At 70.6% G+C, this 13,893-nt stretch carries 10 protein-coding genes; 4 read left to right on the forward strand and 6 right to left on the reverse strand.

Annotated features, from left to right (window positions below):
* Positions 1-171 precede the first annotated feature (171 nt).
* Together BKI49_RS10050 and glnA are read right to left on the reverse strand one after the other, a co-directional pair.
* On the reverse strand, positions 172-1,338 hold the full coding sequence (locus BKI49_RS10050) for a PP2C family protein-serine/threonine phosphatase (protein ID WP_095933882.1): 1,167 nt from the start codon (positions 1,336-1,338) through the stop codon (positions 172-174).
* 397 nt (positions 1,339-1,735) lie between these two features.
* Entirely contained in the window at positions 1,736-3,097 is a 1,362-nt protein-coding gene (glnA, locus tag BKI49_RS10060) for a type I glutamate--ammonia ligase (RefSeq protein WP_028800782.1), read from the reverse strand.
* A gap of 326 nt (positions 3,098-3,423) precedes the next feature.
* Between glnA and BKI49_RS10065 the strand changes: the two genes are divergently transcribed.
* On the forward strand, positions 3,424-4,611 hold the full coding sequence (locus BKI49_RS10065) for a globin domain-containing protein (protein WP_095933884.1): 1,188 nt from the start codon (positions 3,424-3,426) through the stop codon (positions 4,609-4,611).
* Between the two features lie 66 nt (positions 4,612-4,677).
* Here the strand turns inward: BKI49_RS10065 and BKI49_RS10070 are convergent, their stop codons facing one another.
* A complete protein-coding gene (locus BKI49_RS10070) occupies positions 4,678-5,109 on the reverse strand; it encodes an RrF2 family transcriptional regulator (RefSeq protein WP_095933885.1) in 432 nt (143 codons plus the stop codon).
* A gap of 174 nt (positions 5,110-5,283) precedes the next feature.
* Between BKI49_RS10070 and BKI49_RS10075 the strand changes: the two genes are divergently transcribed.
* The 3 genes from BKI49_RS10075 (at position 5,284) to BKI49_RS10085 (ending at position 8,987) form a co-directional block, all read left to right on the forward strand.
* Positions 5,284-5,946, forward strand: coding sequence for a DUF3105 domain-containing protein (locus tag BKI49_RS10075; RefSeq protein WP_095933886.1), 663 nt, complete (start codon positions 5,284-5,286; stop codon positions 5,944-5,946).
* On the forward strand, positions 5,943-6,566 hold the full coding sequence (locus tag BKI49_RS10080) for a DUF305 domain-containing protein (protein WP_179332384.1): 624 nt from the start codon (positions 5,943-5,945) through the stop codon (positions 6,564-6,566). Before BKI49_RS10075 ends, BKI49_RS10080 begins: the two co-directional genes overlap by 4 nt.
* A gap of 480 nt (positions 6,567-7,046) precedes the next feature.
* Positions 7,047-8,987: a S53 family peptidase gene (locus BKI49_RS10085; protein WP_095933888.1), complete on the forward strand. Its 1,941-nt coding sequence runs from the start codon at positions 7,047-7,049 to the stop codon at positions 8,985-8,987.
* A 192-nt stretch (positions 8,988-9,179) separates the two neighbouring features.
* Here BKI49_RS10085 and BKI49_RS10090 read toward each other — a convergent pair whose 3' ends face one another.
* The 3 genes from BKI49_RS10090 to BKI49_RS10100 form a co-directional block, all read right to left on the reverse strand.
* Positions 9,180-10,934 (reverse strand): NAD+ synthase, encoded by a 1,755-nt coding sequence (locus BKI49_RS10090; RefSeq protein ID WP_095933889.1) that lies wholly within the window; start codon positions 10,932-10,934, stop codon positions 9,180-9,182.
* Between the two features lie 345 nt (positions 10,935-11,279).
* Entirely contained in the window at positions 11,280-12,509 is a 1,230-nt protein-coding gene (locus BKI49_RS10095; protein ID WP_095933890.1) for an MFS transporter, read from the reverse strand.
* Positions 12,510-12,656: 147 nt separating this feature from the next.
* The gene (locus tag BKI49_RS10100) at positions 12,657-13,694 is read right to left on the reverse strand and encodes an endonuclease/exonuclease/phosphatase family protein (RefSeq protein WP_095933891.1); all 1,038 of its coding nucleotides are present in this window, start codon (positions 13,692-13,694) and stop codon (positions 12,657-12,659) included.
* Positions 13,695-13,893 lie beyond the last annotated feature (199 nt).

Raw genomic sequence — 13,893 nt, forward strand, 5'->3', positions numbered from 1 at the left:
GCCGCGTTGTGCCGTGGAGCGCGGAGCGCGTCTTCGCCGTACGGGCGTCGTCAGTTGTTGTTGCAGGTTGACCGTTGACGGCCCGACTACGGCCGCCTTCCGACAGCGGCAGACTTACAGACCGTGCGGAGGGCGACCCTCGAGCTGCGGTTTCGCAGCCGAAGACAACGGTCACCCCACGTCTGCCCCACCCGACGGTGACCCTGGTAGGCCGTCGAACCGATCGGCGAGGATGATCGCCACATCGTCCGCCAGGTCGCCGCCGGTGTGGAGGGTCAACCCCTGGTGCAGTTGCTCCAGGAATTCCGGTGGGCTGGGACCGACGCCTATCCCCTCCATGGCCTCCGGCAGAGCGAAGAATTCGCCGTCGCGATTGCGGGCCTCGATCACACCGTCGGTGTACAACAACAGACGGTCGCCGGGAATGAACGCATAGCTTTCAGGCTTCTCGGGGAGGTCGGTGACGAGGTCTTCGAGGCCGAGGGGCGGCGACGCCAAGCTCGGCGTCAGTGGTGCAGCCTTGCCCTCGTGCAGCAGCAGCGGCGGTGGATGTCCACGGTTGACCAGCTGTACCAGGAGTTGGTCTGGCACCTGCGCGATGAGCGCCGTGGTGAACCCTTCCAGCAGAACCTCCTGGCCACACGCGCCCGGCACGGAGACTTCCCGTCGCAGCGCAGCCGCGCAGCGGTTCATGACCTCCACCAGGTCCTCCTCATAGTGCACGGCTTCCCGGAACGCGCCCAGCGCCACCGCGACTGCCCGCACCGCGGACAGACCCTTGCCCCGGACGTCCCCGACGATCATCCGAACGCCGTACCTCGTCTGCACGGCCTCGTACAGATCACCGCCCACCCGCGCCCCGGTCCCGGCCGCAAGGCACAGGCTGCCGGCCCGCAGTGGGCCCAGGCACGCGGGCACAGGCCGCAGCACGACCTCTTGGGCCGCTACGGCGATACCGCGGACCTGGTCGAGCTCTCTCTGCCTGCGCTCCTGCATGGCGCGGCTGGTGATGAAGCCGGCCACGGAGACCAAGGCCAAGGCCAGGAAGTTGCTGTAGACCTGCAGCGTCCCCCACGCCCCGTTATGGGTCGCGGTGGTCACGCTGATCGCCAGCGCGAGGGCCGCCGCCGCGGTGGTGCCCTTGGGCCCCAAAGTCACTGCCGCCAGCGCCGGGACCGCGGTGAGAAAGGGGCCGGTATAGATGAAGTGCGCAGGCGTGAGCTCGATGACCAGCACGGCCAGTGCGATCAGATAGGGCAGACACTGCATCAGCATGAAGAGGACCCGGTGATGACCGCCTGCTCTTGGCACCGGGGGTGAGCGCAAGAGCGACTTCATGCACCAAGCCTGCCTCCCTGGCGCCTACGGCTCCACCCGGCCGCCCTGGGCGGCCCGGAGACTGGCCAGGCCCATTTACAGCGGGCGGCCGAGCTCGCCGACGTGAACCGGAAGGTCCTCGCGGAGATGACGCAGGCCTACATGGAGCTGCGCCTGGCTGGTGACCCAGCCGTACTGGAGAAGGGGGATGAACTCCTTACCGCACTCAACAGAGCGTTCGACGACGTGCGGGCGCCCGGCGCGAAGTACGACGAGGCCACCGAGCAAGTGGGGGCCGCGCAGCGAACGTTCCCGGGTCCTCGAAGCGGTTGCGGCCCAGTGAGGACAGCCGCGGGCCCTGCGGTCGTCAACCGCAGGGCCCGCGTACGGCATCACGAAAAGTGCCGCTGACCTGCCTCTACAGCACCGGCAGATTCTTCCGCAGCTCGAACGCGGTCACCTCGGACCGGTACTCCTCCCACTCCGACTTCTTGTTGCGCAGGAAGAAGTCGAAGACGTGTTCGCCGAGGGTCTCGGCGACGAGTTCGCTGCGCTGCATGAGGGTGAGCGCCTCGCCGAGGTTCTGCGGGAGGGGCTCGATGCCCATGGCGCGGCGTTCGGCGTCGGAGAGGGCCCACACGTCGTCGTCGGCGCCCGGCGGGAGCTCGTAGCCCTCTTCGATGCCCTTCAGGCCGGCGGCGAGGAGGAGGGCGTAGGCCAGGTAGGGGTTGGCGCCGGAGTCGAGGGAGCGGACCTCGACGCGGGCCGAGCCGGTCTTGCCGGGCTTGTACATGGGGACGCGGACCAGTGCGGACCGGTTGTTGTGACCCCAGCAGATGTACGAGGGCGCCTCGCCGCCGGCGCCAGCGGTGCGCTCGGAGCCGCCCCAGATGCGCTTGTAGGAGTTGACCCACTGATTGGTGACGGCGGAGATCTCCGCGGCGTGCCGGAGCAGGCCGGCGATGAAGGAGCGGCCGACCTTGGAGAGCTGGTACTCCGAGCCGGACTCGTAGAAAGCGTTGCGGTCGCCCTCGAAGAGGGAGAGGTGGGTGTGCATTCCGCTGCCCGGGTACTCCGAGAACGGCTTCGGCATGAAGGTGGCCTGCACGCCCTGCTCCAGCGCGACCTGCTTCATGATCAGCCGGAAGGTCATGATGTTGTCGGCCGTGGAGAGCGCGTCGGCGTAGCGCAGGTCGATCTCCTGCTGGCCCGGGGCGCCCTCGTGGTGGCTGAACTCGACCGAGATGCCCATCGACTCCAGCATCGTGATGGCCTGGCGCCGGAAGTCCTGGCCGACGTTCTGCGGGGTGTGGTCGAAGTAGCCGGAGTTGTCGGCGGGGGTGGGCCGCGAGCCGTCCAGCGGGCGGTCCTTCAGCAGGAAGAACTCGATCTCCGGGTGGGTGTAGAAGGTGAAGCCCAGGTCGGAGGTCTTGGCCAGGGCCCGCTTGAGCACGTAGCGCGGGTCGGCGAAGGACGGGGAGCCGTCCGGCATGAGGATGTCGCAGAACATGCGGGCGGTGCCGGGGGCCTCGGCGCGCCAGGGCAGGACCTGGAAGGTGGAGGGGTCCGGCTTGGCGATCATGTCGGACTCGTAGACGCGGGCGAAGCCCTCGATCGCGGAGCCGTCGAAGCCGATGCCCTCGTCGAAGGCCTGTTCCAGCTCGGCCGGGGCCACGGCCACCGACTTGAGGAAGCCGAGCACGTCCGTGAACCACAGACGTACGAACCGGATGTCCCGCTCCTCCAGGGTCCGGAGCACGAACTCCTGCTGCTTGTCCATCTTCCGCTTCCACCCATCCTTGCTGGTCAGGCCGCCTGCTCCCACGTCCCGGGGACGATCGGGGCACCTGAGCATCCCACCACAACACCATTTCGTGCGCGTTGCGGACCATGATCGCCCGGGCGACCCCGGTCTGAACGCCTCGCGTACGGCAGGTGTCCTGCTCTGGGCCCATCTTGCCTGTTCGGCCGCGTCTCTGAAATGGCCGACCCCCGCCTCCTCCCGCTTCGATTTTAATTTGCATCTCAGATGCAAGTTTTACTACCGTGCGGGGCAGACAAGGGGGGCCGCGGCCCACCCTCCCGCCTCTCCCCCGAGGAGCCCTGATGCTGTCCGAACAGTCCACCGCCACCGTGCGCGCCACCCTCCCCGTCGTCGGAGCCGCCATCGGAGAGATCACCGAGCGCTTCTACGCCGGACTGTTCGCCGCCCACCCCGGCCTGCTGCGCGACCTCTTCAACCGCGGCAACCAGGCCGCCGGCACCCAGCGCCAGGCCCTGGCCGGCTCCATCGCCGCGTTCGCCACATACCTGGTGGAACACCCGGACGAGCGCCCGGACGCGATGCTCCAGCGCATCGCTCACAAGCACGCCTCTCTGGGCGTCGCGCCCGAGCAGTACGCGGTCGTCCACGAGCACCTGTTCGCGGCCATCGCCGGAGTGCTCGGCGACGCGGTGACCCCCGAGGTCGCGGCGGCCTGGGACGAGGTCTACTGGCTGATGGCGAACGCCCTCGTCGCCATCGAGCGACGCCTGTACGACGAGCGGGACGGCGGCGGCTGGCGCGAGTGGGAGGTCGTCGACCGGGTCGAGGAGACCGCGGACGTCGCGACCTTCCGGCTGCGCCCGGCCGACGGCGGGCCGGTGCCGGACTTCCGCCCGGGGCAGTACGTCTCGGCGCGCGTCGAACTGCCGGACGGCGCCCGTCAGATACGTCAGTACAGCCTGTCCAGCGCCCCGGGCTCACCCGTGCGCCAGATCGGCGTGAAGCGCGTGCACGGGGGCGGCGCGCCCGACGGCGAGGTCTCGAACCACCTCCACGCGCGCGTGCACGAAGGCGACAGGCTGTGGCTCTCCGCCCCGTACGGCGATCTGGTGCTGGAGGCCGACGACGCGCCGCTCCTGCTCGCCTCGGCCGGAATCGGCGTGACTCCGATGATCGCGATGCTGGAGCAGCTCGCGGACACCGGACACAGCGCTCCGGTCACCGTGGTGCACGCGGACCGCTCACCGGCCGAGCACGCCCTGCGCGCCGACCACGAGGCGTACGCGGGCAAGCTGCCGGACGCGGCCGTCCACTTCTGGTACGAGCGCCCGGAGCCGGGGCACCCCGCCGACCGCACGGGCTTCGTCGACCTCTCCGGGGTGGCGGTCCTGCCGGGCGCCCGGGCGTACCTGTGCGGTCCGCTGCCCTTCATGCGCAGGGTGCGGGAGCAGCTCCTCGACAAGGGCGTGGCGGCCGCCGACATCCACTACGAGGTGTTCGGGCCCGACCTGTGGCTCGCCCACGACTGAGCCGACGGTCGGCAAAGGGCGAGGCGGCCGGCGCCGGAAGGTGCCGGCCGTCGTCGCGGGGCCCGGTCAGCGCCGGGAGATGCCGAGCAGCACGGGCCCGGTCGGCGCGGCGACCATGTCCGCGACGGTCAGCGGGTCCAGCGAGGCGTAGAACGCCTCCTGGGCCCGCTTGAGCGCACCGCGCAGGCGGCAGGCGGAGTTCAGCGGGCAGGGCACGGCCCCCTCGCACTCGACGACGTCCCCGTCCCCCTCGAAGGCGCGGACGACGGCGCCCACCGACGCCGAGAGCCCCGCCTCGGTGAGCGCGAGGCCGCCACCCCGGCCGCGGCGGGCCGCGAGCAGGCCCAGGTGCTGGAGCTCGGCGACGACCTTCGCGGCATGCGTGTACGGCACGTCCATGTCCTCGGCGACCTCGCGGGTCGTGGGGGTGGCCCCGTCCGCGACGGCGAGCCGCATCAGGACGCGCAGGGCAAGGTCGGTGGATCGCAGCAGCCGCATACCGCCAGCGTAAATAATACGCATCCGAGGTTCAAATTATCGGGACGAAAGCCGCCCATCCACCGGCCCGAAGCCCCCCTGTTCGGTCATTCCTGTGGCCCGCTCTGCATACGCGACCGTCTCCCCTACTACGATCAGCGGACCGACCGTCCCATTCCCCCATAAGGACTCGCCATGGGTTCCGCCAAGAACACCAGCAACGCCTCGCGCAAGGCGCGCATAGAGGAGCTGCGCCGTGCCGAGCGCGCCCGTGAGCGGCGCAACCGGATCCTCACGATCACCGCGAGCGTGGTCGTCGTCGCCGGCCTCGTCGTCGGCGGCGTCGTCCTCGTGAAATCGCAGTCCGACAAGAACGACTCGGCGAGCGACTCGAAGACGGCGGGCCACTTCGTCACGGGCAAGGACGGCGTGAAGACCTGGCAGGGCACGCTGGCCCGCAACCACGTCTCCAAGACCGTGACGTACCCGATGGAGCCGCCGGTCGGCGGTGACCACAACCAGGTCTGGATGAACTGCAACGGCGACGTCTACGCAAAGGCGGTCAACAACATGAACGCCGTGCACTCGCTGGAGCACGGCGCCGTCTGGGTGACGTACAACAGCAAGGCGTCGGACGCGGACGTGAAGGCCCTCGCGGCGAAGGTCAAGAAGACCCCGTACACGCTGATGAGCCCCGTCGACGACCAGAAGGACCCGATCATGCTCAGCGCCTGGGGCAAGCAGCGCACGGTGACGGGCGCGAGCGACCCGAACGTCGACAAGTTCTTCTCGGAGTTCGTGCAGGGCAAGCAGACGCCCGAGCCTGGCGCCGCCTGCACCAACGGTCTGTCCCAGTGAGGCAGGTCGGCTGGATCGCGGGAACCGCCGCGGCCGTGCTCGTCGCGGGCGGCGCGATCACGTACGCGGTGGCGCAGGACGACGGCTCGAACACCGGCGTGCCCGCCGCCGACTCCGCCGACGCGGGCTTCGCGCGCGACATGGCGGTCCACCACCAGCAGGCCGTCGAGATGTCGTACATCGTGCGCGACCGCACCAAGGACACCGAGGTACGGCGTCTCGCGTACGACATCGCGCAGACGCAGGCCAATCAGCGCGGCATGCTGATCGGCTGGCTCGACCTGTGGGAGCTGCCGAAGGTGTCCGCGGACGCCCCCATGACCTGGATGGGCATGGGTGACATGGCCTCCGGCGACGACGGTGCCCTGATGCCCGGCATGGCCACCAACGCCGAGATGAAGAAGCTCGGCACGCTGAACGGCAAGCAGGCGGAGATCTTCTACCTCCAGCTGATGACCGACCACCACAAGGGCGGCATCCACATGGCCGAGGGCTGTGTCGCGAAGTGCAAGGTCGGCGTGGAGAAGAAGCTGGCGCAGGGCATGGTCGACGCCCAGCAGTCGGAGATCCGGCTGATGGCCGACATGCTCAAGGCGCGCGGCGCGAAGGCGCGCGACTAGGACGTGTGCGGGCCGGTCCCGGGGCGCTCCGAGCTCCGGGACGGGCTCTGGCTCCGTCGGGCGTCCCGGCAGCAGCCCGTCGCCGACAGCGGCCTCGCGCGCTGACGGTCCGTCCCTTGCGCAGCTCCACACGGCCGCACCGGGACTCCGCGCGCACGGCGGGTCCGCCACGCCCGAAGCCCTGACCCGGACAACCGGCCCCGCGCCTACACAAGGCCGGGGCCTTTTCACAACAACTCGTCATGGAACCGAGGGAAAACCCTCGATTCTCCCCAGAGGCCTGCCGCAAACCGCCCCAAACGGCCGCGAATCACGGCCACTTGGGGTTTCCTTGGCCTTTCCATTCCCCTGGCATGAACGGTTCATCGCCAGAGTGGCCCCCATCGTGTGATCCATTACCCGCCACCTCCTCAGGCGCGGGCAACCACGTGTTTCACCGAAAGACCACTACATGCGACGAACCGCATCGCAGGGGGTTCTATGAGATCCAATCGCGCCAAGACGCGCGCCGGGGTGAGCATGGCGGCGACACTGCCACTACTCGCCGGCGCGCTGGCGCTCGGCATACCCGCGGCCCACGCCGCGGACGGCCCGAGCCGGGACACCCTCGCGGGCACCAAGCCCGCCTGGGCGACGGCGAAGGCGGACAAGGGGGCCACGTCCGACGGCTCCCAGGTCTCCGCCCGGGTCTACCTCGCCGGCCGGAACGCCTCCGGTCTGGCCGCGTACGCCAAGGCCGTGTCCGACCCGGACTCGGCCTCGTACGGCAAGTACCTGAGCGCCAAGCAGGCGCAGACGCGCTTCGGCGCCACCAAGGCCCAGGTCACCGCGGTGACCTCGTGGCTGAAGTCGGCCGGCCTGAAGGTCACCGGCACCACGCGGCACTACGTCTCCGTGACCGGTGACGTGGCCGCCGCCGAGAAGGCCTTCGGCACCCAGCTGCACAACTACGCCAAGGGTGCCAAGACCTACCGGGCGCCGTCGAAGACGGCTTCCGCCCCGGCCGCCCTGAACGGCGCCGTCCTGACCGTCACCGGCCTGGACAACGCGCCGCACAAGGCGACACACGCCGACCAGCTGCCGCCCCCGGACGCGGTGTTCAAGAACTCCGGGCCGTTCTCCTCGTACTACGGCTCGAACGTCGCGAGCACCCTGCCGAACGCCTACGGCAAGAAGATCCCGTACGCGGTCAAGGGCTACACGGGCAAGCAGCTGCGCGCCGCGTACGGCGCGGGCAAGCGCACCGGCAAGGGGGTGCGGGTCGCCATCACCGACGCGTACGCCTCGCCGACCATCGCCTTCGACGCGGCCACCTACGCCGGCAAGCACGGTGACGCGACGTACAGCAGCGGCCAGTTGCGTCAGGTGCTGCCGAAGAAGTACACGAAGACCGAGGAGTGCGGAGCCGCCGGCTGGTACGGCGAGGAGACCCTCGACGTCGAGGCCGTGCACGCCGTCGCGCCGGACGCGAGCATCACCTACGTGGGTGCCGCCTCCTGCTACGACGACGATCTGCTCGACTCGCTGAACAAGATCGTCGACGGGCACCTGGCCGACATCGTCTCCAACTCGTGGGGCGACATCGAGGCCAACGAGACGCCGGACATCGCGGCCGCCTACGACCAGGTCTTCCAGTTCGGCGCCGTCCAGGGCATCGGCTTCTACTTCTCCTCCGGCGACAACGGCGACGAGGTCGCCAACACCGGTACGAAGCAGGTCGACACCCCGGCCAACTCGGCGTGGGTGACGGCTGTCGGCGGCACCTCGCTGGCGGTCGGCAAGGGCGACTCGTACCTGTGGGAGACCGGCTGGGGCACCCAGAAGGCCGGCCTGTCGGCCGACGGGAAGAGCTGGGACGCGTTCCCGGGCGCGTTCACCTCAGGTGCGGGCGGCGGCACGAGCAAGACCGTGGCGCAGCCGTACTACCAGAAGGGTGTCGTCCCGAACGCGCTCGCCACGGCGAACAACCCCGCGGGCAACCGGGTCGTCCCGGACATCGCGGCCATCGCCGACCCCAACACCGGTTTCAAGGTCGGCCAGACGCAGACCTTCCCGGACGGGACCGAGCAGTACAGCGAGTACCGCATCGGCGGCACCTCGCTCGCCGCTCCGGTGATCGCGGGCGTGCAGGCCCTGGCCCAGGAGGCGCGCGGCGGCAAGGCGATCGGCTTCGCCAACCCGTCGATCTACGCCAAGTACGGCTCGAAGGCGTACCACGACGTCACGGACACCCCCACGGGGTCCGGGCTCGCCGTGGCGCGTGTCGACTTCGCGAACGGCTTCGACGCGGCCGACGGTGTGCTCACCTCCGTCCGCAGCCTCGGCAAGGACAGCTCGCTGAAGGCCGTGAAGGGCTACGACGACGTCACCGGCGTGGGTTCACCCGCCCCGGGCTACGTCGAGTCGTACAACCGTCACTGACGGACCGTCATCACGGGTGCGCCCGCTTCTCCTGTTCTTCGGGAGGGGCGGGCGCACGCGTTTGTCCTGTCCGTCCGGGAGGAGCGGACTCTCTCCGGGAGAAGCGGGCTCTCTCCGGGAGGAGCGGGCATGGGGGTTCGCCCGGCTACCGGGACCTCCCGGTGCCGCGCGGGGTCCTCGCCCCGCCGCGGGTCACGCGTGCTCGCGCCAGCCGTTGGTGATGGGCAGCCGGCGGTCCTTGCCGAAGCCCTTCGCGGAGATCTTGGTGCCCGGCGGGTACTGGCGCCGCTTGTACTCCGCCGTGTCGACCATGCGGAGCGTCTTCACCACGAGTTCCCGGTCGAAGCCGGCCGCCACGATGGTGTCGGCACCCTCGTCGCGGTCCACGTACCGCTCCAGGATCGCGTCCAGGACGGGATAGTCGGGCAGCGAGTCCGTGTCGACCTGGCCCGGCCGCAGCTCGGCGCTCGGCGGCTTGGTGATGGAGCTCTCCGGGATCGGCGGCGTCTGCCCGCGCTCGGCCGCCGCCCGGTTGCGCCACTCGGCGAGCCGGAAGACGGACGTCTTGTACACGTCCTTGATGGGCCCGTACGCGCCGACGGAGTCGCCGTAGAGGGTGGAGTAGCCCACGGCCAGCTCGGACTTGTTGCCGGGCGCCAGCACGATGTGCCCCTCCTGGTTGGAGACGGCCATGAGCATCGTGCCCCGCAGCCGCGACTGGAGATTCTCCTCGGCCAGACCCGTCAGCCCCAGCGACGACATGTAGGCGTCGAACATCGGCTCGATCGGCACGGTACGGAAGTTCAGCCCCGTGCGTCGCGCCAGTTCGGCCGCGTCCCCCTTGGAGTGGTCCGAGGAGTACTTCGACGGCATCGACACGCCGTACACGTTCTGCGCGCCGACCGCGTCGCACGCGATGGCGGCGACGAGCGCCGAGTCGATGCCTCCGGACAGGCCGACGAGCACGGAACGGAAACCGTTCTTCGCCACGTAGGCGCGCAGGCCGACGACGAGCGCCGAGTACACCTCCTCGTCGTCGTCGAGCCGCTCGGCGTAACCTCCGGTCAGCTCCACCTCGTAGGGCGGCAGCGGCTCCTCGGAGACGACCAGCCGCTCGATGCGCAGCCCGTCGTCGACGACGCCCGTCACGGGCTCGGCGGCCCCGGCCGGCAGGTCCAGGTCCAGGACGACGCATCCCTCCGCGAACTGCGGTGCCCGTGCGACGACTTCACCGTCCCGGTCCACGACGATCGAGTCGCCGTCGAAGACGAGCTCGTCCTGTCCGCCGATCATGGCGAGGTAGGCGGTGGTGCAGCCCGCCTCCTGGGCCCGCTTGCGCACCAGCTCCAGACGCGTGTCGTCCTTGTCGCGCTCGTACGGGGAGGCGTTGACGGAGAGCAGCAGGCCGGCCCCGGCGGAGCGGGCGGCGGGGACGCGCCCGCCGTCCTGCCAGAGGTCCTCGCAGATGGCGAGGGCGACATCGATGCCGTGCACCCGTACGACCGGCATGGTGTCGCCGGGCACGAAGTACCGGAACTCGTCGAACACGCCGTAGTTGGGGAGGTGGTGCTTGGCGAAGGTCAGCGCCACCCGGCCGCCGTGCAGCACGGCGGCGGCGTTCTGCGGGGCGCCGGCCGGCTGGCCGTACTTCGGCTGCGCCGTCTCGGACCGGTCGAGGTAGCCGACGATCACCGGCAGCTCCCCGAATCCCTCGTCGGCCAGGCGGGCGGCGAGCGAGTGCAGCGCCGCGCGGGAGGCCTCGACGAAGGACGACCGCAGGGCGAGGTCCTCCACGGGATACCCGGTCAGCACCATCTCGGGGAACGCCACCAGGTGCGCTCCCTGCTCGGCGGAGTGCCGGGTCCAACGGACGATCGCCTCGACGTTGGCGGCGATGTCGCCGACCGTCGAGTCGATCTGATTCAGAGCGAGACGTAGTTGAGGCACGGGGCCAGTCTAATCGTCAGAGCGACGCAATGGGGTGTGTGCCGCCCCACTGCACCCGACGGCCGACGCTGTCGCCCCGGCCGCCACCCGGACTCGGCCCCGGCCGGCACTTCGGGGGCTCCGCCCCTGGGTCCCGCCCGGCACTCGGGGGCTCCGCCCCCGCACCCCCGCATCGGCCTGAACGGCCTCGTCCTCAAGCGCCGGACGGGCTGGAACCCTCCGGCTCCGGTCGGCAGCGGCGAAGAATCAGCCCCTCCGGCGTTTGAGGAGCGGGGTCCGGGGCGGAGCCCCGGGGACGGGACGGGTAGGGGCGGAGGGGGCGAATACCGGTGGACCGCCCCCGGGTCAGCCGGAGACCCGCTCCGCGGCCGACGGGACGTGCCCGGCGACGAGCCGCCCGGCGGACGCGCCGGCCCCGGAGGCCGGCGCCCGGCGCCGGTCCACGCCGTACGCGACACCGGCGACGACGAGCCCGAGCACCGCGAGCCCCGCCCCGGCGACCGCGGGAGACGTCACGCCGAATCCGGCGGCCAGGGCGAGCCCGCCGATCCACGCGCCACCGGCGTTGGCGAGGTTGAACGCGGCCTGGTTGGCGGAGGACGCGAGGGACGGCGCGGCGGCGGCCTTCTCCATGACCATCAACTGGAGGGGCGAGCCGGTGACGAACGCGGCGACGCCGAGGAGGGTGACCGCGACGGCCGCGCTCCACTGCGCGCCCATGAGGGCCGGGAAGAGCGCGAGGACGACGACGAGGGACGCCAGGCCGCCGAAGAGCGTGCCGCGCAGCGAGTGATCGGCGAGGCGTCCGCCGACGAGGTTGCCTACGGTCGCGCCGACGCCGAAGAGGGCGAGCAGCAGGGTGACGCTGCCCTCGGCGTACCCGGCGGAGTCCGTGAGCATGGGCGCGACGTAGCTGTACGCGGAGAACAGCGCCCCGAAGCCCGCCACGGTGGTGCCGAGCGCCAGCCAGACGGGCAGGGAGCGCAGCGCGGCGAGCTCGCCGCGCAGACCGCCCGCGGGGGCGTGCGCCGGGGCGTGCGGGATGAGCAGCAGCAGCGAGGCGATGGCGGCGACACCGATGACGCTGACGCCGAGGAAGGCGGCACGCCAGCCGAGGTGCTGCCCCACGAGCGTGGCGACGGGGACGCCGGCGATGTTCGCGACGGTCAGGCCGAGGAACATCAGGGAGACGGAGCGCGCCTTGCGTTCGGGGGCGACCATGCCGGTCGCGACGACGGCGCCCACGCCGAAGAAGGCGCCGTGCGGCAGTCCGCTGAGGAAGCGGGCGGCGAGCAGCCAGTGCTCGTCGGGGGCGAGGGCGGAGAGGGCGTTGCCCGCGACGAAGAGGCCCATGAGGGCGATCAGGACCTTGCGGCGGGGCATCCGGGCGGTGGCCGCGGCGAGCAGCGGGGCACCGATGACGACGCCGAGGGCGTACGCGGAGACGAGGTGCCCGGCGGCGGGGATGGATATGTGCAGGTCGTCCGCGACGTCGGGGAGCAGCCCCATCATCACGAACTCGGTGGTACCGATGCCGAAGGCGCCCACGGCTAGGGCGAGCAGGGCCAGGGGCATGGAGGGGCCTTTCACGAGCGGGGTGGTGGAGCGGTGCGCCGCACGGGTGCTGCTCCGTAGGCATGTCGCCGCCCGTGCACGGCACTGTGCACGGACAGCATAAGTTCAGCTACGGAACAAAATAGCTCAGGCCCAGTATTCCCGGGGCTACGACGCCGATTCGTCGATCTTGACGCGAGCGGCGATCGGCAGGTGGTCGCTGCCGGTCTCGGGCAGGGTCCAGGAGGTCACCGGCTCGACGCCCTTGACCATGATCTGGTCGATGCGGGCCATCGGGAACGACGCCGGCCAGCTGAACCCGAAGCCGCTGCCCGCCGCGCCCTGGGTGGAGCGCATCTGCGCGGTGACGGCGTTCAGGGCGCGGTCGTTCATCGTGCCGTTGAGGTCGCCGAGCAGGACGACCCGCGTCAGACGCTCGTCGGCGATGGCCTCGCCCAGCGCGTCGGCGCTCTTGTCGCGCTGGCGTGCGGTGAACCCCGCCTCCATCTTCACGCGCACCGAGGGCAGGTGGGCGACGTACACGGCGACCTGCCCGGCCGGCGCGTCCACCGTCGCCCGCATGGCGCGCGTCCAGCCCAGCTTGATGTCGACGGGCCGGGAACCGGACAGCGGGTACTTGCTCCACAGTCCGACGGTGCCCTGCACGGAGTGGTACTTGTACGTCGACGCGAGCGCCTTCTCGTAGACCGGGACCGCGGAGGCGGTCAGCTCCTCCAGGGCCAGCACGTCGGCACCGGAGGAGGCCACGTCGCGGGCGGTGCCGGACGGGTCCGGGTTCTCGGCGTTGACGTTGTGGGTGGCGACGGTGAGGTCGCCGCCGGTGCCGGTCTTGTCGGTGAGCAGTCCGCCGAACAGGTTCAGCCAGACGATCGCGGGCAGCAGCACGGCGATCAGGGCGGTGAGGGACTTCCGCACCAGGCCGAGGACCAGCAGGACCGGGACGAACACGCCGAGCCACGGCAGGAACGTCTCCGTGAGGCTGCCGAGGTTGCCGATGCGGTTGGGGATCTGCGCGTGCAGCAGCATCACCAGGGCGAGGAACACCGCGAAGGCGGCGAGGAGGATGCCACGGCGCCAGATACCCCGGTCGCCGCGCCAGCCGTCGAGCAGGCGCCGAAGCCGGGACCCTCTGCGGTCCGGCCCCTGGCCGCCGCTTCCCGTCTCCGTCATATACGCCTGCGCCATACCGTCGCCTCACAAACTGCCGCGCGCACCGTCTGCCCCTCGGCTACGACCCTAGGGGATGATCGGCGTCGTTCCTGCCGCCCGGGGGCGGCCGTACGGGCAAGGGGACGTACAACTTCGCGTCCGGAGTTCCGGATGAGGACGCGGATCGCGTCCTCTGTGACGAAACGCGCACATTCGATCCGTCAGGAACCGGCCC

It is taken from the genome of Streptomyces sp. Tue6028 (assembly GCF_002300165.1).
In the GTDB taxonomy this organism is placed as follows: domain Bacteria; phylum Actinomycetota; class Actinomycetes; order Streptomycetales; family Streptomycetaceae; genus Streptomyces; species Streptomyces siamensis.